The organism is Roseateles subflavus (assembly GCF_030285365.1).
In the GTDB taxonomy this organism is placed as follows: domain Bacteria; phylum Pseudomonadota; class Gammaproteobacteria; order Burkholderiales; family Burkholderiaceae_C; genus Roseateles_B; species Roseateles_B subflavus.
Window position 1 is genome coordinate 571,491 of sequence record NZ_JASVDS010000003.1, and the last position, 21,833, is coordinate 593,323.

At 70.9% G+C, this 21,833-nt stretch carries 18 protein-coding genes; 16 read left to right on the top strand and 2 right to left on the bottom strand.

Going from position 1 to position 21,833, the window contains the following annotated elements:
• The first annotated feature begins 124 nt into the window (after nt 1–124).
• Both QRD43_RS13580 and QRD43_RS13585 read left to right on the top strand, forming a co-directional pair.
• A complete protein-coding gene (locus QRD43_RS13580) occupies nt 125–1,495 on the top strand; it encodes an MFS transporter (protein WP_285983003.1) in 1,371 nt (456 codons plus the stop codon).
• A gap of 10 nt (nt 1,496–1,505) precedes the next feature.
• Nucleotides 1,506–2,105: a GNAT family N-acetyltransferase gene (locus QRD43_RS13585; protein WP_285983004.1), complete on the top strand. Its 600-nt coding sequence runs from the start codon at nt 1,506–1,508 to the stop codon at nt 2,103–2,105.
• Nucleotides 2,106–2,114: 9 nt separating this feature from the next.
• On the opposite strand, the gene ugpQ is transcribed toward QRD43_RS13585, so the two are convergent.
• The gene (ugpQ, locus tag QRD43_RS13590) at nt 2,115–2,864 is read right to left on the bottom strand and encodes a glycerophosphodiester phosphodiesterase (protein ID WP_285983005.1); all 750 of its coding nucleotides are present in this window, start codon (nt 2,862–2,864) and stop codon (nt 2,115–2,117) included.
• A gap of 356 nt (nt 2,865–3,220) precedes the next feature.
• Between ugpQ and QRD43_RS13595 the strand changes: the two genes are divergently transcribed.
• The gene (locus tag QRD43_RS13595) at nt 3,221–7,135 is read left to right on the top strand and encodes a DUF3683 domain-containing protein (protein WP_285983006.1); all 3,915 of its coding nucleotides are present in this window, start codon (nt 3,221–3,223) and stop codon (nt 7,133–7,135) included.
• Between the two features lie 794 nt (nt 7,136–7,929).
• On the opposite strand, the gene QRD43_RS13600 is transcribed toward QRD43_RS13595, so the two are convergent.
• On the bottom strand, nt 7,930–8,925 hold the full coding sequence (locus QRD43_RS13600) for a Bug family tripartite tricarboxylate transporter substrate binding protein (RefSeq protein ID WP_285983007.1): 996 nt from the start codon (nt 8,923–8,925) through the stop codon (nt 7,930–7,932).
• A gap of 134 nt (nt 8,926–9,059) precedes the next feature.
• Here QRD43_RS13600 and QRD43_RS13605 point away from each other — a divergent pair, with 134 nt between their 5' ends.
• The 13 genes from QRD43_RS13605 to QRD43_RS13665 all read left to right on the top strand — a co-directional run bounded on the left by QRD43_RS13605 (nt 9,060) and on the right by QRD43_RS13665 (nt 21,832).
• Complete coding sequence (locus tag QRD43_RS13605) at nt 9,060–9,521, top strand: HIT family protein (protein WP_285983008.1); 462 nt, start codon at nt 9,060–9,062, stop codon at nt 9,519–9,521.
• Nucleotides 9,522–9,959: 438 nt separating this feature from the next.
• Nucleotides 9,960–10,373, top strand: coding sequence for a gamma-butyrobetaine hydroxylase family protein (locus tag QRD43_RS13610; protein ID WP_285983009.1), 414 nt, complete (start codon nt 9,960–9,962; stop codon nt 10,371–10,373).
• Between the two features lie 43 nt (nt 10,374–10,416).
• Complete coding sequence (ubiE, locus tag QRD43_RS13615; RefSeq protein ID WP_285983010.1) at nt 10,417–11,148, top strand: bifunctional demethylmenaquinone methyltransferase/2-methoxy-6-polyprenyl-1,4-benzoquinol methylase UbiE; 732 nt, start codon at nt 10,417–10,419, stop codon at nt 11,146–11,148.
• Between the two features lie 240 nt (nt 11,149–11,388).
• Nucleotides 11,389–12,381 (top strand): EpsD family peptidyl-prolyl cis-trans isomerase, encoded by a 993-nt coding sequence (locus tag QRD43_RS13620; protein ID WP_285983011.1) that lies wholly within the window; start codon nt 11,389–11,391, stop codon nt 12,379–12,381.
• Nucleotides 12,378–13,232, top strand: a complete 855-nt coding sequence (gene epsE, locus QRD43_RS13625) for a polysaccharide export protein EpsE (RefSeq protein WP_285983012.1) — start codon at nt 12,378–12,380, stop codon at nt 13,230–13,232. Before QRD43_RS13620 ends, epsE begins: the two co-directional genes overlap by 4 nt.
• A gap of 9 nt (nt 13,233–13,241) precedes the next feature.
• Nucleotides 13,242–14,663 carry a chain length determinant protein EpsF gene (gene epsF / locus QRD43_RS13630; protein ID WP_285983013.1) on the top strand — a complete coding sequence of 474 codons (1,422 nt, stop codon included), beginning with the start codon at nt 13,242–13,244 and terminating at the stop codon, nt 14,661–14,663.
• Nucleotides 14,660–15,541 carry a polysaccharide biosynthesis tyrosine autokinase gene (locus QRD43_RS13635; RefSeq protein ID WP_285983014.1) on the top strand — a complete coding sequence of 294 codons (882 nt, stop codon included), beginning with the start codon at nt 14,660–14,662 and terminating at the stop codon, nt 15,539–15,541. Before epsF ends, QRD43_RS13635 begins: the two co-directional genes overlap by 4 nt.
• A 13-nt stretch (nt 15,542–15,554) precedes the next feature.
• Nucleotides 15,555–16,457, top strand: coding sequence for an exosortase B (gene xrtB, locus QRD43_RS13640; RefSeq protein WP_285983015.1), 903 nt, complete (start codon nt 15,555–15,557; stop codon nt 16,455–16,457).
• A complete protein-coding gene (epsI, locus tag QRD43_RS13645; protein WP_285983016.1) occupies nt 16,454–17,140 on the top strand; it encodes an exosortase-associated protein EpsI, B-type in 687 nt (228 codons plus the stop codon). Before xrtB ends, epsI begins: the two co-directional genes overlap by 4 nt.
• 33 nt (nt 17,141–17,173) lie before the next feature.
• A complete protein-coding gene (gmd, locus tag QRD43_RS13650) occupies nt 17,174–18,301 on the top strand; it encodes a GDP-mannose 4,6-dehydratase (protein WP_285983017.1) in 1,128 nt (375 codons plus the stop codon).
• 20 nt (nt 18,302–18,321) lie between these two features.
• On the top strand, nt 18,322–19,260 hold the full coding sequence (locus QRD43_RS13655; RefSeq protein ID WP_285983018.1) for a GDP-L-fucose synthase family protein: 939 nt from the start codon (nt 18,322–18,324) through the stop codon (nt 19,258–19,260).
• Nucleotides 19,257–20,375 carry an acyltransferase family protein gene (locus QRD43_RS13660; RefSeq protein ID WP_285983019.1) on the top strand — a complete coding sequence of 373 codons (1,119 nt, stop codon included), beginning with the start codon at nt 19,257–19,259 and terminating at the stop codon, nt 20,373–20,375. Before QRD43_RS13655 ends, QRD43_RS13660 begins: the two co-directional genes overlap by 4 nt.
• Nucleotides 20,372–21,832, top strand: a complete 1,461-nt coding sequence (locus QRD43_RS13665) for a lipopolysaccharide biosynthesis protein (RefSeq protein ID WP_285983020.1) — start codon at nt 20,372–20,374, stop codon at nt 21,830–21,832. The genes QRD43_RS13660 and QRD43_RS13665 overlap by 4 nt, the downstream gene beginning before the upstream one ends.
• The last annotated feature ends 1 nt before the right edge of the window (nt 21,833 follow it).

A 21,833-nucleotide genomic window follows, 5' to 3' on the forward strand; every position in this document is an offset into this window, starting at 1 on the left:
GCACTGACCCTCGGCACAGACGATCGGCCTGGTTGCGGCGCTGCCGCGACGGCCTCTTTTCCTGCAAGCCTGCGCACCCGCAGGCAGATGCCGTCTCCACGAGAGCCGGCCTTCGGAGATTTTCATGCAAGCCCAAGCCACCGGCTGGCTGGACCGGATCAAGCAAGCCCTGACCCTCCCCGACGGAGACCTGCTGCGAGACCGCGTGTACCGCCGGCTCTGGACCTCGATCCTCATCAGCTCCCTCGGGGGGCAGATCACCCTGCTCGCGCTGCCGCTCACCGCGGCCGTGCTGCTCAACGCCACGCCCACGCAGATGGGGCTGCTGACCTCCATGGAGATCGCGCCCTTCGTGCTTTTCTCGCTGCCCGGCGGCGTGTGGCTGGACCGCGTGCGAAAGCTGCCCGTCTACATCGTCGGCGAGGCCGTGCTGGGCCTGGCCGTCGGCACGGTGCCGGTGGCCGCCTGGATGGGCTGGCTCACGATGAGCTGGCTTTACGTCGTCGGCTTCATCCTCGGCACCATCTACACGATCGCCGGCAGCGCCGCGCAGATCGTGCTGACGCAGGTCGTCACCCGGGACCGCCTGGTGGAGGCGCACGCGAAGAACGCGCTGGCCTCGTCCGGCGCCGAGGTCGTGGGGCCGGGTCTTGCCGGGGCGCTGATCAAGCTCCTCGGCGCGCCCATGGCCCTGGCGGCGGACGCCTGCCTGGTGATGGTCTCCGCGCTGATCCTGCGCGGCATCCGCGTGCGGGAGGAGCTGCACCATGTCTCGGGCGCGGACTTCTGGCGCGACCTCAAGGCGGGCGTGCGCTTCGTGCGGCACCAGCAGCTGCTGGTGGCGCTGGCCTGCGCCGTGGGCGGCTGGCAGTTCTTCTACAACGCCGCGCTGGTGGTGCAGATCCTCTTCGCGACGCGCACGCTGGGCCTGTCCGGCGAGACGGTGGGCCTGTGCTACGTGGCGCTCGGTGCCGGCACCGTGATCACGAGCGTGCTGGGCCATCGGATCAGCAAGCGCCTGGGCCCCGGCCCGAGCCTCATCGCCGGCTTTGCCACCTGTGGCCTGGGCTGGCTCGTGCTGGGCCTGGCCCCGCTGGGACCCTGGGGCGTGGCGGCCTTCGCCTTCATGCTGTTCACCTTCGGCGTGGGCGCCGTGCTCATCTTCATCAACTTCCTCTCGCTGCGCCAGGCCGTGACGCCCGCGCCGCTGCTGGGCCGCATGACGAGCACGATGCGCTGGCTGATCCTGATCCCCGCCGGCCCCGGCGCCCTGCTGGGCGGCTGGCTGGGCGAGCACGTGGACCTGCGTGCCTCGCTGATGTTCGCGGGCCTGGGCGGCCTGCTGCTGAGCGCGGTGGTGTGGCGCCTGGGCACGATCCGCGGCGTGGCCGTGCTGCCGGTGCTGCAGGACCTCGGCACGGAGTCCACCCTCGGGGCCGAGGCCCAGCCCGGTCTGATCCCGGACGTCGGCGCGCAGGGCGTCTCGGCGAAGTGAGGCGCGTGCGATGAGTGATGTGAACACCCCCAGCGCCGTGCCGCCCCTGGTGCTGCTGAAGGTGCCCGAGGAGCTCAGCAGCGAGCGGCTCGTCCTGCTGTCGGCCCGGGCCGGCTTCGGGCAGGCCGTCAACGCGGCGGTGGTCGAGTCCTTCGAGCAGCTGCGCCCCTGGATGCCCTGGTGCCAGGCCTTGCCTGCCGTGGAGGACAGCGAGGCCGTGATGCGCCAGATGCAGGCCCGCTTCCTGCTGCGCGAGGACCTCTGCTACTACTTCTTCCGCCGGGGCGAGGACGGCCGCCCGGGCCGCCTGCTGGGCGGCTGCGGCCTGCACCGCATGGACTGGGCGCTGCGGCGCTTTGAGATCGGCTACTGGGTGCGCAGCTCCGCGCAGGGGCAGGGCTACGTCAGTGAGATGGTGCAGCGGCTCAGCCGCCTGGCCTTCGAGCAGCTGCGGGCGCGCCGGCTGGAGATCCGCTGCGATGCCCGCAACACGCGCAGCCGCGCCGTGGCGGAGCGCAACGGCTTCACGCTGGAGGCGGTGCTGCGCCACGCCATGCTGGGAGTGGACGGCGAGCCGGTCGACCAGTGCATCTACGCGCGCTGGCCCTGAGCGGCGCGCTCAGGCGGCCGGGCTGAAGCGGTCCACGGCGTCGGTGATCAGCCCGTCCAGCCCCAGCGCGCGCAGGCGCTGCGCGGTGGGCTCGTCGTTGACGGTGTAGACGAGGGCCCGCATGCCGGCCGCGTGGATGGCGTCCAGGCGCGCGGCGTCCATCAGCAGGTAGTTCGTGATGACGGCACAGCAGCCCAGCGCCTTCGCCTCGTCCAGCCAGCTGTCGCGAGGCAGGTTCAGCAGCAGCGCGCGGCGCTCGTCGGGCGCGCTGTGGCGCACGCCGGCCAGCGCCTCGGGATCGAAGGAGCTGAAGACCGGGCGCAGCGTCTGGCCGGCCCACAGGCGCGTCACCTCGCGGCCCAGCACCTCGCCCGTCTCCCAGGCCTGGCCCGGATTCGGCTTGAGCTCGATGTTGATCGCCAGCTGGTTCGCGATCAGGAAGGCGGCCATGGCCTCCAGCGAGGCGAGGGGCTCGCCCGCGTGCTGGCGGCTGTGCCAGCGCCCGGCGTCCAGTCTGGAGAGCTGACTCCAATCCTGCGCCCCGGCCGGTCCGCGGCCGGAGCTGGTGCGGTCCAAGTCATCGTCATGCAGCAAGAAGGGCACGCCGTCCCGCGAAAGCTTGAGGTCGCATTCGAAGGCGCGATAGCCGAAGGCGGCGCCCGCGCGGAAGGCCGCCAGCGTGTTCTCCGGGGCCAGGCGGCCGGCGCCGCGATGGGCGATCCAGAAGGGCAGGGGCCAGGGGGGGGTGTCGGTGCTCATGAGGTGCGATGGCAGTGGTGGTTCGATTCTGAGGGGTTCGCAAGGGGCCTGAACAGCCCCGGATCTCCTGGGGCGATGGCCTCGGCGGGGCGTGTGCGCATGGTGCACTGCGGTAGGATTCAGGCCCGATGCCCAGTCAGGCAAAGGCGGTTCCCACGCGGAGCCGCGATGCCTGCGCCGGCGCCGGGCTGCCGGGTGCGATCCGCCCGGGGCCTCGGTGGGGCGGGTCGGGAAGGGGCGCAGGGCCCGCTCGCACCCGGAGCGCGGCCTGACGAGGCCCGGTTCCACTGTTCCAGCCACGCCCGCGGCAGCTTGCCGCCGCGGACAACCAGGGCCCCCGACCGGGCCCGGACGCCATGAATGCACCGCATCCCCTGATGCCCGAGATCCTGGACCCCGCCATCGCGAACGAGGCCGCGCACGAGGCACCGCGCCTGCGCGAGATTCCCTACAACTACACCTCCTTCTCCGACCGCGAGATCGTCATCCGCATCCTCGGCGCCCGCGCCTGGGACCTGCTGAACTCGCTGCGCGAGGAGCGCCAGACGGGCCGCTCCGCCCGCATGCTCTACGAGGTGCTGGGCGATGTGTGGGTGGTGCAGCGCAATCCCTATCTGCAGGACGACCTGCTGGACAACCCCAAGCGCCGCGGCCAGCTGATTGAGGCCCTGCACCACCGCCTGCACGAGGTCGAGCGCCGCCGCAAGCCGGAAGCCGACCCGCAGCGCGACGCGTCCGTGGGCGAGCTGCTGCAGCTCGCCGGCCAGGCGGTGCGCCAGTTCGCCGACCAGTTCGAGGAGGTGGCCGAGCTGCGCCGCCGGGCCACCAAGGCGCTGGGCCGCCACACGGCGCGCGACAACATCAAGTTCGACGGTCTGTCCCGCGTGGCCCACGTGACCGACGCCACCGACTGGCGCGTCGAGTACCCCTTCGTCGTGCTCACGCCCGATTCCGAGGCCGAGATGGCCCGCCTGGTGAAGGGCTGCATCGAGCTCGGGCTGACCATCATCCCGCGGGGAGGCGGCACCGGCTACACCGGCGGCGCCGTGCCGCTCGTGTGGAAGAGCGCCGTCATCAACACCGAGAAGCTCGAGGCCCTGCGCGGCGTCGAGATGATCCAGCTGCCGGGCCTGGACCGGCCCGTGGCCACCGTCTTCAGCGAGGCGGGCGTGGTGACGCAGCGCGTGTCCGACCTCGCCGAGCAGCACGGCTTCGTCTTCGCCGTGGACCCGACCAGCGCCGAGGCCTCCTGCGTGGGCGGCAACATCGCCATGAACGCCGGCGGCAAGAAGGCCGTGCTGTGGGGCACCGCGCTGGACAACCTGGCCAGCTGGAAGATGGTGACGCCCGAGGCCAAGTGGCTGGAGGTGATCCGCCTCAACCACAACCTGGGCAAGATCCATGACGTCGAGACCGCCAGCTTCGAGCTGCGCTACTACGACGCCTCCGGCAAGAAGCTCGAGCGCACGGAGCGCCTCGACATCCCGGGCAAGACCTTCCGCAAGGAGGGCCTGGGCAAGGACGTCACCGACAAGTTCCTGGCCGGCCTGCCCGGCATCCAGAAGGAAGGCTGCGACGGCCTGATCACCAGCTGCCGCTGGGTCGTGCACCGCATGCCCAAGCATGTGCGCACGGTCTGCCTGGAGTTCTTCGGCAATCCGAAGGAGTGCGTGCCGTCCATCGTGGACATCAAGGACTTCATGTTCGCCGAGGCGAAGGAGGCGGGCGGCGCCATCCTCGCGGGCCTCGAGCACCTCGACGACCGCTACCTCAAGGCCGTCGGCTACGCGACCAAGAGCAAGCGCGGCGGCCTGCCCAAGATGGTCCTGATCGGCGACATCGTCGGCGACGACGAGGACCGCGTCGCCCGCGCGACGAGCGAGGTCGTGCGCCTGGCCAACGGCCGTTCGGGCGAGGGCTTCATCGCTGTCTCGGCCGATGCGCGCAAGAAGTTCTGGCTGGACCGCAAGCGCACGGCCGCCATCTCCAAGCACACCAACGCGTTCAAGGTGAACGAGGACGTGGTGATCCCGCTGCCGCGCATGGGCGAGTACACGCTGGGCATCGAGCGCATCAACATCGAGCTCTCGCTGCGCAACAAGCTGGCGCTGGTGGACCGCCTCAAGACCTTCTTCCGCCAGGACCGTCTGCCGCTGGGCAAGACCGACGACGCCAGCGAGATCCCCAGCGCCGAGCTGCTGGAGGACCGCGTGCAGCAGGCGCTCGCGCTGCTCGACGAGGTCGGCGCGCTGTGGCAGGCCTGGAAGGACGGCCTCGACGTCGTCCAGCCGGACACGCAGCGCAGCTTCTTCGACCAGCTGCAGGACAAGAGCCTGCGCGCCTCGTGGAAGACGCAGATCTTCAAGCCGCTGCAGTCGATGTTCGCGGGCGCGGCCTTCGCCGAGATCCTCGACGAGTGCAAGCGCCTCCACCAGGAAGTGCTCAAGGGCCGCGTCTGGGTGGCCCTGCACATGCATGCCGGCGACGGCAATGTGCACACCAACATCCCGGTGAACTCGGACAACTACGAGATGCTGCAGACGGCGCATGAGGCCGTGGCCCGCATCATGACCCTGGCGCGCTCGCTGGATGGCGTCATCTCGGGCGAGCACGGCATCGGCATCACCAAGCTGGAGTTCCTCACCGACGAGGAGCTGGCCGACTTCGCCCAGTACAAGGCCGAGGTCGACCCCGAAGGCCGCTTCAACAAGGGCAAGCTGCTGCGCCCGAACGCCAGCACGCACGGCACCTTCGCCGACCTGACCAACGCCTACACGCCCAGCTTCGGGCTGATGGGGCATGAGTCGCTGATCATGCAGCAGAGCGACATCGGCGCCATCAGCGAGAGCGTCAAGGACTGCCTGCGCTGCGGCAAGTGCAAGCCGGTGTGTGCCACCCATGTGCCGCGCGCCAACCTGCTCTACAGCCCGCGCAACAAGATCCTCGCCACCTCGCTGCTCGTCGAGGCCTTCCTGTACGAGGAGCAGACGCGCCGCGGCGTGTCGATCAAGCACTGGGAGGAGTTCGAGGACGTGGCCGACCACTGCACGGTCTGCCACAAGTGCGCGACGCCCTGCCCGGTGAAGATCGACTTCGGCGACGTCACCATGAACATGCGCAACCTGCTGCGCAAGATGGGGCAGAAGAGCTTCCGCCCGGGCAATGCCGCGGCCATGTTCATGCTCAACGCCACGAACCCCGAGACGATCAAGATGGCCCGCACGGCCATGGTGGGCGTCGGCTTCAAGGCGCAGCGCTTCGCGCACGACCTGCTCAAGGGCCTGGCCCGCAAGCAGACCGAGGCACCCCGCGCCACGGTGGGCACCGCGCCCATCAAGGAGCAGGTGATCCACTTCATCAACAAGAAGCTCCCGGGTGGTCTGCCCAAGAAGACGGCCCGCGCACTGCTGGACATCGAGGACAAGGCCTACGTGCCCATCATCCGCGACCCGGCGAAGACGACGGTCGATTCCGAGGCGGTGTTCTACTTCCCCGGCTGCGGCTCGGAGCGCCTCTTCAGCCAGGTGGGCCTGGCCACGCAGGCCATGCTGTGGCATGCCGGCGTGCAGACCGTGCTGCCGCCGGGCTATCTGTGCTGCGGCTACCCGCAGCGCGGCTCGGGCCAGTTCGACAAGGCCGACAAGATGATCACCGACAACCGGGTGCTCTTCCATCGCGTCGCCAACACGCTGAACTACCTGGACATCAAGACCGTGGTCGTGTCCTGCGGCACCTGCTTCGACCAGCTGCAGGGCTACAAGTTCGAGGACATCTTCCCCGGCTGCCGCATCGTGGACATCCACGAGTACCTGCTCGAGCGGGGCATCACCCTGGACTCCAAGAAGGCCTACCTCTACCACGACCCCTGCCACTCGCCCATGAAGCAGCAGGAGCCGATGAAGACGGTGCGGGCCCTGGTCGGCCCGGAGGTGGTCAAGAGCGAGCGCTGCTGCGGCGAGTCCGGCACCCTGGGCGTGACCCGGCCGGACATCTCCACGCAGATCCGCTTCCGCAAGGAGGAGGAGCTGCGCAAGGTCGAGACCGAGCTGCGCGATGCCGGCAAGGTCGGCACGCAGGAGGACCTCAAGATCCTGACCAGCTGCCCCAGCTGCCTGCAGGGCCTGAGCCGCTACGGCAATGACCTGCAGAACGGCCTGCTGGAAGCCGACTACATCGTCGTCGAGATGGCCCGCCAGATGCTCGGCGAGCAGTGGATGCCGGACTATGTCGCGCGGGCGAATGCCGGGGGCATCGAGCGAGTGTTGGTTTAACCCCCCCCCTACTGGCTTCGCCAGCCCCCCCAGGGGGGCGAGGGTGGCTGCCCGGCGGAGCCGGATCAGCACCCTCCGTGCGGGGCGAAAAGGCCTGGCTGCTGCGCAGCAGGCCTTTTCTTTCTTATGGCGGGTGCTGTGCGTGAGGGCCTGGCTACTGCGCAGCAGGTCCTTCTTATTTTTGGCGGGTGCTGTGCCTGAGGGCTTGGCTGCTGCGCAGCGGGCCCTTTCCTTTCGGCACGGGCTACGTGATCGTCGCCGTGCTCGATGTATCGCCCGGCCTCAGCCCCGCCCGCGGCTGGGCGCCTTGTGGGGTGCCGAGGAGCGGAGCGGGCCGGAGCAGCGCGCGACAGCGCGCATCGTCATCTGACTGGGCGCGTTTGTCCGAGCGCAATGAGCGCAGCGAATGCAGCGAGTTACGCGCCCGCTCCGGACCGTGAGCACCGCAGGGGAGCCGGGGGCCGCAGGGCCGGCCGGTCCACATGAAGCCCGGCCGCGGGTGGGGCTGAGGCCGGGCCGCCAATGAGCGCAGCGAATGCAACGAGTTACGCGTCCGCTCCGGACCGTGAGCACCGCAGGGGAGCTGGGGGCCGCAGGGCCGGCCGGCCCACATGAAGCCCACCCGCGGGTGGGGCTGAGGCCGGGCCGCCAATGAGCGCAGCGAATGCAGCGAGTTACGCGCCCGCTCCGGACCGTGAGCACCGCAGGGGAGCCGGGCCGCAGGGCCGGCCGGCCCACATGAAGCCCAGCCGCGGGTGGGGCTGAGGCCGGGCCGCGCCAGCCGTCGCGGGAAGCTATTCCGCGGTGATCTTCCGGGACTTGATGAGCGCATGCCAGAACTCGGTCTCGCGCTGGATGTGCTTCGCCAGGGCGGCGCCGTCACTGGGCGCGACTTCGAGGCCGAAGTCTTCGAGACGGGTCTTCAGCTCGGGCACGGCCAGCGCCTTCTGCAGCTCGGCACTCAGGCGCTGGATGACGGGCTCGGGCGTACCCTTGGGCACGAAGAGCCCCTGCCAGGCGGACAGCTCGACGTCCTGGATGCCCAGCTCGGCAAAGGTCGGCACATCCGGCAGCGTCGCGACGCGCCGGGCGGACAGCACGGCCAGCGGCTTGAGCTTGCCGCTGCGGAAGTGGGGCAGGGCGGCGGCGGTGTCCAGCACGCCCATGGGCACGACGCCCGCCAGCATGTCCTGCGTGGCGAAGGCGGTCCCACGGTAGGGCACGTGGACGATGAAGCTGCCGGTGCGCTCCTTGATCAGCTCCATCGCGAGGTGATGCGGGCTGCCGATGCCGGGCGAGGCATAGCTGAACTGGCCGGGGTTCTTCTTCACCAGCGTCAGCCACTGCGCGGCACTCGTGATGCCGGACTGCGCATTGACGCTCAGCACCAGCGGGAAGCGGGCCATGAAGCCCACGGGCACGAAATCGCTGACGGCATAGGGCAGCTTGCGGAAGAGGGCGCCGTTGAAGACCATCACGCCGTTGTCGCCGCTCAGCAGGGTGTAGCCGTCGGGCGGGGACTTGGCCGCGTTGTCCGTGCCGATCTGGCCCGCCGCGCCGGGGCGGTTGTCGATGACCAGGGTCTGGCCCAGCTGCCGGCCCAGCTGCGGCGCCAGCTGGCGGGCGAGAAAGTCTGAACCGCCGCCGGCCGGGTAGGCCACGACCCAGCGGATCGGCTTGGCCGGCCAGGTGTCGGCCTGGGCGGACGAGGCCAGGAGGGGCAGGCTGGCAAGCCCGGCGAGCAGCGTCAGCACCTGACGGCGCAGGAGCAAAGGGCGAGGCATCGGCATGGGGTCTCCGTTGAATGGCTTTTCTGGTGCCGGATTCTGGCCCAGCCCGGGCGGCGATGACGGCTCCTTCGGTGGCGCAGTGCCTCGCCGGCGCTGGGGGATACTGCCCGGATTCCCGCTTCCGAGATGTCGCCATGAGCGCCCCTTCCCCCCCGACGGACTGCCCGCTGTGCCGCGAAACCGGCGGGCATCTCGTGTTCCAGGCGCCGCACTGGCGGCTCATCCGTGCCGACGAGCCGAACTTCCCGGCCTTCTACCGCCTCATCTGGCAGGCCCACGTGGCCGAGTTCAGCGACCTCCCACCGCCGCAGCGGCAGGCCTGCATGGAGGCCGTCTGCGCGGTGGAGCAGGTGCTGCGCGACGCGCTGCAGCCCACCAAGATCAATGTGGCCAGCCTGGGCAACGTGGTGCCGCACCTGCATTGGCACGTGATCGCCCGGTTCGACTGGGACAGCCATTTCCCCAACCCGGTCTGGGGCCAAGCCGTGCGGCAGCTGCCGTCGCCGGCGGTGCAGCGCCTGGCCATCCCCCTCGCCGAACTGGACCAGCGCCTGGCGCATCGCCTGCAGGCGATGCCCGCCCAGCCGGCGCCCTGACGGGCGCGCGCCGCGTGCCGGGCATCGCCGGCGAAGGCGCGAGCCTGCTACTTGCTGCAACAGTGGCACGCGGGCGCCGATCGGCCGCAGGGCCGATGGGCAGGGGCATCCAAGGGGTCAGGACTTGCCTTTTCCGTGCCCGGGCTGCTTGCATCTGCATACAAGTGGGGCCCTGTCAGAGCTAACGTCTGGAAGGTCTTACAGCTTGCCGCAACCCCTCCGAAGGGCGATGCTTCGTCTGCAAGTCAGCGCCTATCGGCGCAGGCCTGCGGATCCCTCCTCTTCGGCCCCGCTCGCGCGGGGCCCTTTTTTTGTGGGTCCCCGATGCGCCCCGGGCGCTTGGCCCGCCCGCCCCAGCCCTGCCGCCGGCCGGGCTTTGCCCCGCCTGCAGGGCCAGCCGCTACACTGGGACCCCCTAGGACCGACTCCCTCCTTCCCATGGCTGGCCTCAGCGCAGCAAGCCCCCTGCCCACCGAACTCACCGTGCACCAGCAGTCCCGCCGGCTGGAGATCGCCTTCGATGACGGCGCCCGCTTCTCCATCCCCTTCGAGCTGATGCGCGTCCTCAGCCCCTCGGCGGAGGTCAAGGGCCACGGCCCGGGCCAGGAAGTCCTGCAGACGGGCAAACGCGAGGTGCTGATCGAGGCCCTGAGCCCGGTCGGCCACTACGCCGTGCAGCCTCGCTTCTCCGACGGGCACGACAGCGGCCTGTACACCTGGGACTACCTCTACGAGCTGGGCCTGCGCCAGGACGAGCTCTGGGCCGAGCACCTGGCCCGCCTGGCCGCCGCCGGCCTGGACCGTGACGCGCCGATGGCCCCCAAGGGCGGCGGCCATTGCGCCAGCCATTGAGCACCGACGCTCCATCCCGACCTCCGCATTGATCGAGACCCCCATGAGCAGCACCCATTTCGGCTTCCAGACCGTTGACGAGCAGGAGAAGGCCGGCCGCGTGCGCGGCGTCTTCGACTCGGTGGCTTCCCGCTACGACATCATGAACGACCTGATGTCCATGGGCCTGCACCGCGCCTGGAAGGCCTACACCGTGGCCGTCGCCAATCTCAAGGAAGGCGATCGCGTGCTGGACATCGCCGGTGGCACGGGCGATCTGTCCCGGGCCTTCGCCCGCCACGTGGGCAGCACCGGCATGGTCGTGCACACCGACATCAACGAGGCCATGCTGCGCACCGGCCGCGACCGCCTCTTGAACGAGGGTCTGGTCCTGCCGACCAACCTCTGCGACGCCGAGAAGCTGCCCTACAAGGACGCCAGCTTCGACCTCGTCAGCGTGGCCTTCGGCCTGCGCAACATGACGCACAAGGACGTGGCGCTGGCCGAGATGTGCCGCGTGCTCAAGCCGGGCGGCCGCCTGCTGGTGCTGGAGTTCTCGAAGGTGGCCGCGCCGCTGCAGAAGCCCTACGACTGGTACAGCTTCAAGATCCTGCCCCGCCTGGGCCAGATGATCGCCGGCGACGCCGAGAGCTACCGCTACCTGGCCGAGTCCATCCGCATGCACCCGGGCCAGGCCGAGCTCAAGGCCCTGATGAAGCAGGCCGGCTTCGGCCATGTGGATGTGCACAACCTCAGCGGCGGCGTGGTGGCGCTGCATGTCGGCATCCGTTGCTGATGTCGGCCTGATCCCGGACGCGAAGTCGCGAAATATCGGCAGTTCTGCCGGGCGCCAGGGGGGCTGAACTGCCCGGCGGCGCCTGCAAGCCTCGTTACACTCGCCCCGTACACGCCGGGCCGCCCAGGGCGGAGCCGGGCATGCCCTCGCGGCTGCCGCCGGATCTGCGGTGTCGGGCGCATGCGCCCGGCCGCGTCGGTCGGGCGGTGCACGCTGGGGTGCAGCAAGGTTTGGAGCGCTATGAAATCGACGAAGCAACGGGTCCTCCCTCTCCGCCTGATGCGGGCTGGCAGCACGGCTGTGGCCCTGGCCGCCCTGCTGGCGGCCTGTGGCAGCAAGGAGGATGGCGTGACGCAGGCCGCCGCCAAGGTCAACAAGGAAGAGATCACCGTCCACCAGATCAACCAGCAGCTGCAGCGCCAGCCGGGCCTGACGGCCAGGCTCGGGGAGAAGCAGGCCGAGGCGCTCTCGCGCCAGGTGCTGGAGCGTCTGATCGACCAGGAACTCTCCGTGCAGCAGGCGCAGTCGCTCAAGCTGGACCGGGATCCGCGCGTCGTGCAGCAGATCGAGCTGGCCAAGCGCGAGATCCTGGCGCGGGCCTACGCCGAGCGCATCGGGGACTCTGTCAGCAAGCCAAGCGCTGACGAGATCGCGAAGTTCTACAACGAGAAGCCGGCGCTGTTCAAGGAACGCCGGGTCTACAGCCTGCAGGAAATGAGCATCGAGGCCTCGCCCGAGCAGTTCGAGAGCCTGCGCCAGCACCTGCAGGGGGCCCGCAGCCTCGGCGAGTTCGCGGAGTACCTCAAGAGCGCCGGCGTGCGCTTCAATGTGAACGAGGCGGTGCGCCCGGCCGAGCAGCTGCCGATGAACAGCCTCGACACGATCTCCCGCATGAAGGATGGCGACACGGCCGTGCAGGTCACGCCGACCGGGCTGCAGCTGCTGCACCTGGCCAGCTCGCGCGCCAATCCGGTGGACGAGGCCACCGCGCGCCCGGCGGTGGAGGCGTTCCTGAGCAACCAGCGCAAGGCCGAGGCCATCCAGAAGGACCTGAAGGCCCTGCGCCAGACCGCACGGATCGAATACCTGGGCAAGTTCGCCGGGCGGCCGGCCGACCCGGCATCTGCCCCGGCCGCCGTGGTGTCGGCGGCGTCCGCGGCGTCGGCAGGCGAGGCGGCCTCCGCGCCGGCCGTGCCGGCCAGCGACGTCGCCAAGAGCCTGGGGCTGAAATGAGGCGCTCCCTGCTGCGGGCCTGCGCCCTGATCCTCGCGACCTCCGCCCCCGCCGTCGCGCTGGCGCAGGCGCCCGTCCCGGGGGCCGGCACCCCGGCTTCCGCAGCGTCGGCCACCGCCTCCGCGCCGGAGTACCGGCTCGCGGCAGGCGATGCCATCCGCATCAACGTCTACCAGAACCCGGACCTCACGCTCGAGACCCGCGTCTCCGAGAGCGGCTCGCTGTCCTATCCGCTGCTGGGGAGCGTCAAGCTCGGTGGTCTGAGCCTGAGCCAGGCCGAGCAGCTGATCGCCGACGGCCTGCGCAATGGCAACTTCGTCAAGCAGCCCACCGTGACCATCGTGGTGCTGCAGGTGCGCGGCAACCAGGCCAGCGTGCTGGGCATGGTCAACCGCCCGGGGCGCTACCCGCTCGAGATGGGCGACACCCGGCTGTCCGACCTGCTGGCGGCGGCCGGCGGCGTGGCGCTGGCGGGCTCCGACCTCATCGTGCTGAGCGGCCGTCGACAGGGCAAGCCCTACCGCCTGGAGATCGACCTGCCGAGCCTGTTCGCGACGCAGGGCCGAGAGCAGGACGTGATCGTGCAGAACGGCGACGTGCTGTGGGTCGACCGTGCGCCCATGGTCTACATCTACGGCGAGGTCAACCGGCCCGGCTCGATGCGCCTGGAGCGCGGCATGACGCTGATGCAGCTGCTGGCGACCGGCGGCGGCACGACGCAGCGCGGCACGCAGAAGGGCATCACCGTGCACCGCCGCCTGCCCGACGGCAAGATCCAGATCCTGCGCCCCGACATGGACGAGTCGATGAAGGAAGGCGATGTGGTCTATGTGCGCGAGAGCCTGTTCTGAGGACCGCCGGTGAACCTGTCGCAGCTGATCCCCATCCTCATCGCGCGCTGGCGCACCGCCGCCATCGTTTTCGCCGGCCTCCTGCTGGTGGTGGTGGTGGCCACGCTCGCCACGCCCCGGCGCTACACCGCGACGGCCTCGGTCGTGGCGGACGTCAAGCCCGACCCGGTCTCGGCGATGCTCATGCAGAGCGCCGTGACGCCGGCCTACATCGCGACGCAGGTCGACGTGATCCGCAGTGAGCGCGTCGCCCAGCGCGTGGTGCGCAATTCCGGCCTGGCGGACGACCCCAGCGTCCGGGCCAAGTGGCTCGACGCCACCCGCGGCGAGGGCAAGATCGACAGCTGGCTCGCCGAGTCCCTGCGGCCGGGGCTCGAGGTCAAGCCGTCCGCGCAGTCCAGCATCATCGAGGTGTCGTACAAGGCGCCCGATCCGCGCATCGCGGCCAACATGGCCAATGCCTTCGTGCAGGCCTATATCGAGGTCACGCTGGACCTCAAGGTGGATCCCGCACGCCAGTACCGCAGCTTCTTCGACACCCGCGCCAAGGAGGCGCGCGAGCGCCTGGAAGCTGCGCAGGCCAAGCTCTCCGCCTTCCAGAAGGAGAACGGCATCATCGCCACCGACGAGCGCCTGGACGTCGAGAACAGCCGCCTGAACGAGCTCTCCACCCAGCTGGTGACGCTGCAGGCGATTTCCGCCGAATCCACCAGCCGGCAGAACCAGGCCGTGAACTCGGGCGATCGCCTTCAGGAGGTGCTGGTCAACCCGGTGATCGGCGGCCTGAAGTCCGACCTCAGCCGGGCCGAGGCCAAGCTGCAGGAGCTCAACGCGCGCTACGGCGACAACCACCCGCAGGTGGTCGAGGCCCGCGCCAACATCGGTGAGCTCAAGTCCCGCATCGAGACCGAGGTGAAGCGCGTGACCGGGGGCGTGGGCGTGGCCGCCTCCATCAACCGCCAGCGCGAGGCCGACGTGCGGGCCTCGCTGGAGGCGCAGCGCGGCAAGCTGCTGCGCCTCAAGGCCGTGCGCGACGAGGGCTCGGTGCTGCTGCGCGACGTCGAGAACGCCCAGCGGGCCTACGACGCCATCCAGACCCGGCTCACGCAGACCAATCTCGAGAGCCAGACCACGCTGTCCAACGTCAACATCCTGACGCAGGCGGAGGTGCCGCTGAATCCGTCCTCGCCCAAGACCTACCTGAACCTGCTGATGGGCGTCTTCCTCGGCACGTTCGCAGGCCTCCTGGCCGCCGTGGCCCACGAGCTGCTGGACCGCCGCGTCCGCACGGCACAGGACATCGCCGCCTTCGCCGGGCTGCCGGTGCTGGTGGTGATCCCGGCCCGCGAGTCCGCGGGGCCGCGCCGCTGGTGGCGGCGCCGGGCCGGGCGCGGTCCGGCTGCAGGCCGCGCGACGGGAGTCTCGACATGAGCGACCTGAACATCACGTCCCCCGACGGCCCCGCCCGCGAGCCGTCCATCGGCGCGCTGATCAGTCAGACGCGCAACCTCAGCGCCGAGCAGGTCGAGCAGGTGCTGGCCTACCAGCGAGCACATGGCCTTCGCTTCGGCGATGCCGCCGTGAAGCTGGGCTTCGCCAGCACCGACGACGTGCTGTTCGCGCTCGCCCAGCAGTTCCAGTACCCGCTGGCGCCCAGTGCCGGCCCGGCGCCCAGCCCCGAGCTGGTCAGCCTGAGCCAGCCCTTCGGCGTGCAGGCCGAGGCCTTCCGCGCGGCCCGCAGCCAGCTCCTGATGCGTCTGCAGCAGGAGGGCCGCGAGCGCCGCGCCCTGGCGGTGGTCAGCCCCGAGGTGGGCGATGGCAAGAGCTTCTTCTGCGCCAACCTCGCCGTGGCGCTGGCCCAGCTGGGCGGGCGCACGCTGCTGATCGACGCCGACCTGCGCGGCCCGCGCCAGCACGAGCTCTTCCACCTCGAAGGCGAGGGCGGCCGCACGGGCCTGGCCGACATCCTTTCGGGGCGCGCCGGGCAGGGCGTGATCCGGCAGGTCACGGGCGTGCCGAGCCTGTTCGTGCTGCCGGTGGGCACGCCGCCGCCGAACCCGCTGGAGCTCGTCGAGCGGCCCGCCTTCGGCCTGCTGCTGCGGGACCTGCTCGGGCGCTTTGACCACGTCCTGATCGACACCCCCGCCGCCGCCCTCGGCTCCGACGGCACCGTCATCGCCGCCCGCGCGGGCGCCGCCGTGGTGCTGGCGAGGCGCCACGCGTCGCGCCTGGCCTCGCTGCAGGCGCTGGTCGGGAGCTTTGACCACAGCCCGGCCGAGATCCTGGGCGTGATCCTCAACGAGCACTGAGAGGCGACGGCACGTGAGCCCGGCCGACGCCGCCTCCCGCAGCGCCCGGCATGCCCCGGTGCTGCCGCCGCCCGGCGCGCGCGCGACGCTCGCCTGGCTGGCGCTGGGCTGGCTGCTGCTGTTCGGCCTGAGCTACCGGGACCTGATGCGCGGCCTCTGGGCCAGTGACGAGCAGGGCCACGCGCCCATGATCCTCGCGGTGGGCCTGTGGCTGCTGGCGAGCCGACTGCGGGCGCTGCCCCCCGTCGGCGATGCCCGCGGCTCGGCCGGCTCGCGCTGGGGCCTGCTGCCGCTGCTGCTCGGGCTGGCCGCCTTCGTCCTGGGGCGCTCCCAGGCGATCTGGACGCTGGAGATCGGCGCCCAGGTGCTGGTGCTGGCCGGCCTCGTGCTCGCGTTCCTCGGCTGGCGCGGTCTGCGGGCGGCCGCCTTTCCGCTGGGCTTCCTGCTCTTCATGATTCCCTGGCCCGGTGACTGGACGCTGGCGCTCACCACGCCGCTGAAGATCGCCGTCTCCGGCGTCGCCAGCCAGCTGCTGTACTGGGTCGGCTATCCCGTCGGGCAATCGGGGGTTGTCCTCACCGTGGGCCCCTACCAGCTGCTGGTGGCGGACGCCTGCGCCGGCCTGAACTCGCTCTTCACGCTCGAGGCGCTGGGCCTGCTCTACATGCACGTCGTGAAGCACACGGCCGTCTGGCGCAATGCCGTGCTGGCGCTGCTGGTCGTGCCCATCTCCTTCGCGGCCAATGTGCTGCGGGTGCTGGTGCTGGTGCTCGTCACCTACCACTTTGGTGACGCGGCCGGGCAGGGCTTCATCCACGGCTTTGCCGGCCTGCTGCTGATGCTGGCGGCGCTGCTGCTGATCATGACCGCGGACGGCCTGCTGGGGCGCCTCGGACGCTGGCGGGGCTGGCCATGAACGCGCAGCGCCGGGCCCTGCTGGTGGCCGCCGCGATGGGCGGGACGGCCGTGCTCGCCGAGCAGGCGCGGCCGCGCCGCTTCCTGGCCGACGAGGAACCCCGCGTGCCGCTCGCCCAGCTGGTGCCCACCCGCTTCGGGGCCTGGCAGCTGGATCCGTCCATCGTGCCCCTGGTGCCCAATCCCCAGCAGCAGCAGGTCCTGGCCGAGACCTACGACGAGGTGCTGGCGCTGAGCTTCCGCAATCCGCAGCGCGAGCTCGTCATGCTGAGCCTGGCCTACGGGCGCAACCAGCACAAGGGCATGATGATCCACCGCCCGGAGATCTGTTACCCGGCCCAGGGCTTCCGCCTGGAGCAGGACGTCTTCGATGCGACCGTGCCGCTGGCCGGCGGGCCGCTGCCGCTCAAGCGCCTCGTGGCAAGCCAGGGGCGCCGGCACGAGCCCATCAGCTACTGGGTCGTCGTGGGCGACGAGCTGACCTCCTTCGGCTACCCGCACCGCTGGGCCGCCCTGCGCTACGGCCTGCGCGGCCTCATCCCCGACGGCGTGCTCGTGCGCGTGTCCTCGCTCAGCGCGGACAATGCCCAGGGCTTCGCGCTGCACGCCGGCTTCATCCGCGACTGGGCCCAGGCCCTGGACCCCGCGGCGCGGCGTCGCCTGCTGGGGCGCGGCCATGGCTGAACCTTGTCCCACCTCCGCTTCGCAGGCACACACATGAGCATCAAGAAAGCGCTGATCACCGGCGTCACCGGCCAGGACGGGGCGTACCTGGCCGAGCTGCTGCTGGGCAAGGGCTACGAGGTGCACGGCATCAAGCGCCGGGCGTCGTCCTTCAACACGGACCGCATCGACCACCTCTACCAGGACCCGCACGTCGACAACCAGCGCTTCATCCTGCACTACGGGGACCTGACGGACAGCAGCAACCTGATCTCCATCATCCAGCGCGTGCAGCCGGACGAGGTCTACAACCTGGCCGCGATGAGCCACGTGGCCGTGAGTTTCGAGATGCCCGAGTACACGGCCAATGCCGACGGTCTCGGGACGCTGCGCCTGCTGGAAGCCATCCGCATGCTCGGCCTGGAAACGAAGACGCGCTTCTACCAGGCGTCCACGTCCGAGCTCTATGGGCTGGTGCAGGAGACGCCGCAGCGCGAGCGCACGCCCTTCTACCCACGCAGCCCCTACGCCGTGGCCAAGCTCTACGCCTACTGGATCACCGTCAACTACCGCGAGGCCTACGGCCTGCACGCGAGCAACGGCATCCTCTTCAACCATGAGAGCCCCGTCCGGGGCGAGACCTTCGTGACCCGCAAGATCACGCGGGCGCTGGCCCGCATCGCGCTGGGCCTGCAGGACTGCGTGTACCTCGGCAACCTCTCGGCGCAGCGTGACTGGGGCCATGCCCGCGACTACGTCGAGGCGATGTGGCGCATGCTGCAGCAGCCGCAGGGGGACGACTACGTCATCGCGACCGGCGTGCAGCACAGCGTGCGGGACTTCATCGCCCTGGCGGCCGCCGAGCTGGGCCTCACGCTGGCCTTCGAGGGCGAGGGGCTGGACGAGGTGGCGCGGGTGAGCGCCATCGCCGCCGTCGAGGGCCCGCCGCCGCGTTGCCGGGTGGGCGATGTGATCGTGCGGGTCGATCCGCGCTACTTCCGCCCGACGGAGGTCGAGACGCTGCTGGGCGATGCCAGCAAGGCCCGCGAACGCCTGGGGTGGGCACCGACCACGTCGATCGAGACCCTGGTGCGCGAGATGATGGCCGCCGACTACAGCGCGGCGCGGCGCGACGAGCTCGTCAAGAGCGCCGGCTTCCCGGCCTACGACGCGCACGAATGATCCCCGCTCCGGAGGCCGCCATGCACAGCATTCCCAGCGACGCCCGCATCTTCGTCACCGGCCATGGCGGCATGGTCGGCTCGGCCCTCGTGCGCCGGCTGCAGGCGCGCGGCTACACCCAGATCCTCACGCGCACCCGCGCGCAGCTCGATCTTCTCGACCAGGCGGCGGTGTACCGCTACCTCGTCGAGCACCGGCCGGACTACGTCTTCATCGCCGCGGCCAAGGTGGGCGGCATCCTCGCCAACGACACCGAGCGCGCCGACTTCCTCTTCCAGAACCTGCAGATCGAGCTGAACCTCATCCATGGCGCGCACCGCGCCGGCGTGCAGCGCCTGCAGTTCCTCGGCTCGAGCTGCATCTACCCGCGGGACTGCCCGCAGCCCATCCGCGAGGAGTACCTCCTCACCGGCCCGCTGGAGCCCACGAACGAGCCCTATGCCATCGCCAAGATCGCGGGCGTGAAGCTCGCCGAGAGCTACAGCCGCCAGCACGGCCGGCAGTACATCAGCGTGATGCCGACGAATCTCTACGGCCCGGGCGACACCTACGACCTGGCCAGCAGCCACGTGCTGCCGGCGCTCATCCGCAAGGCCGACGAGGCCCGGGTGCGCGGTGACGAGCAGCTCGTGGTGTGGGGCTCGGGCACGCCGCGGCGCGAGTTCCTCTACGTCGACGACCTGGCGGAGGCCTGCGTGCTGCTGATGGAGCAGGGCTACGACGGTCCGCTGCTGAACATCGGCACCGGCACCGACGTGAGCATCCGCGAGCTGGCGGAGACGGTGATGCAGGTGGTGGGCTTCGAGGGGCGCATCGTCTTCGATGCCAGCAAGCCCGACGGCACCCCGCGCAAGCTGCTGGATGTGTCGCGGATCCAGGCGCTGGGCTGGTCGGCCAGCACCGGCCTGCGCGAGGGCATCGCCCGGGCCTGGGCGGATTTCCGCCGAGGGCAGGCATGAGCGAGCGCCGCCCGGCCGCATCGGGCGGGCACTGGGGGGAGCTCGACACCCTCCGGTTCCTGTCCGCCTGCCTGGTGATGGCCTTCCACTACCTCGGGACGGACAGCCAGGGCTCGCGCTGGCATGGGCAGCATGGGGACGTCTACGGCTTCGCGGCCTGGGATGCCGTCTCCCGGCTGGGCGCCCTGGGCGTCGACCTGTTCTTCTTCATCAGCGGCCTCGTCATCGCCCACAGCGCCAACGGTGCCCGGCCCGCCGCCTTCGCAGCCTCGCGCTTCACGCGGCTGATGCCCACCTACTGGCTGGCGGTGCTGCTCACGGCGGGCGGCATCCTGTGGGCCGGCGAGGGGTACCGGTCCCTTGACGGCCTGCAGGTGCTGGCCAATCTGCTGTGCCTGCAGCGGGTGCTGGGCGTCGAGTTCGTCGACGGGGTGTACTGGTCGCTGCTGGTGGAGATGCGCTTCTACCTCCTCGTGATGCTGCTGCTGGTGTGCCGGCAGTTCCACCACTACCCGCGCTGGCTGGGCGTCTGGGCGGTCTTCGTGGGCCTGGACGCCGCCGGCGTGGCGCTGGGCCCGCTGCGGCAGGCGCTGGTGCTGTCGCAGGCCCCGTGGTTCATCCTGGGCGGCGCGGCCTGGCTTCAGACGCAGGGCCGCCGCCGCGAGGCCTGGCTGCTGTTCGCCGCCATGCTGTCGCTGATCGTCGCGCGGCAGTATGGCAAGTACGCCCAGCACGGCATGGCGGAGGGGGTCCTCGCCGCCCTGACCGTCAGCGGGATGGCGCTCCTGGTGATGGCCGTGCCCCTGGGCCGGCTGCCCTGGCTTCGCCTGCGCCACGGCGCCGCGCTGGCGGCGCTGACCTACCCCCTGTACCTGCTGCACGAGGACCTCGGCTTCGTGCTGATGCGCGAGCTGTGGCTGGGCAGCGCCGGGGCGACGGTGGCGGGCGTGGCCTGCGCCGCCCTCGGCCTGGCCTGGCTCGTGGTGAGGGCCTTCGAGCGGCCGCTGCTGCCGCCGCTGCGCCGGTGGCTCACGCAGCGCCTGGACCGCATCGCCGCGCTGCGCCGCGCCGGCCCCGCGGTGGCGCCGCCGGACGGCCGATGGGTCCTGCCATGAGCAGCCGGGCGGGCGTGGTCCTCAGCGGCATGCGATGGGGTGCCTTCGGCATGGCGGCCAGCGTCCTCGCCCAGATCGGCCTGATGGCCTGCCTCTCGCGCCTGCTCACGCCCGCGGACTTCGGCCTCATGGCCATGGCGCTGATCGGCCTGCGCTTCCTGGACTACTTCGCGCAGATGGGCCTGGGCCCCGCGCTGGTCCAGCGCCCCGAGCTGTCCGGGCAGGACATCCGCCTGGGCCTGGGCCTGAGCCTGCTCGTGTCGGGCGTCTGCGTCGGCCTCACCTGGTTGCTGGCGCCGCTGGCCGCCCGCTTTTTCCTCCGCCCGGACCTGGCCGGGATTCTCGACGTGCTCGCCCTGAACTTCCTGCTGCAGGGCCTGTCGACCGTGGCGCTGGCCCTGCTGCGGCGCGGCTTGCAGTTCCGCGCGCTGGCCCTGATCGACCTGGCCGCCTATGTGATCGGCTACGGGGCGGTGGGCCTGGCCCTGGCCTGGGCCGGCGCCGGGGTCTGGGCCCTGGTGGGCGCCACGCTGGCGCAGAGCGGGCTCAGCCTGGTGCTGGCCTGCTCGGTCGCGCGCCATGACTGGCGTCCCAGCCTGCGCGGCGATGTACGCGGCCTGCTGGGCTACGGTGCACCGCATTCGCTGGTCAGCTTCGTGGAGTTCCTCAGCTTCAATGTCGACACCACGCTCATCGGCCGCCTGCTGGGCGACGCGCCCCTGGGCACCTACAGTCGCGCCCGCCTGCTGACCAACCTGCCCACGGAGAAGGTGGCGGGCATCCTCGGGCGGGTGCTGTTCCCGCTGTTCAGCAGTGCGCAGGCCCAGCGGGAGCAGGTGGGCCAGGGCTTCCTGCTCGGGGTGCTGGGCATCGGCCTGGCCGGGGCCGCGCTGAGCCTCGGCATGGCCGCGGCGGCGGGCCCGCTCGTGGCCGTGATGCTGGGCCCGCAGTGGCAGGACGCCGTGCCGCTCGTGGGCGCTCTGGCCCTGTGCGTGCCCTTTCTGTACATGTGCCATGTCGCCGGTGTCGTGTGCGATGCCCTCGCGCTGCTGCGCCCCAAGCTGTTGCTGCAGGGAACGGCGCTCGTGCTGCTGATGGGCGCGGTCTGGCTGGCCCTGCCGCGGGGCATGACAGCGGTGGTGTGGGCGGTCCTGGCCGTCGAGGCGCTGCGCTGGCTCGCCTTTCTGGTGCTGCTGGTGCCGGTGCTCCAGCTGAGGTGGCGCGAGGTGGCGCGGGTGCACCTTGCTGTGGCAGGGATGGGCGGGCTCGTGTGGGGCGGCGTGCGGACGGCCCTCGCGTGGCAGGACGGGACGCCGGGGGCGGGCCTGGCCATCGCCGTGCTGGCGGGCGCGCTGTCCGGCCTGCTGGCGCTGGGCCTGGCCCGGCCCCTGCTGCGGCCGATCGCGGCCTACGGCCTGCTGCGCAGCCGGGTCCCGGCCCTGGCGCGCTGGTGGTGAG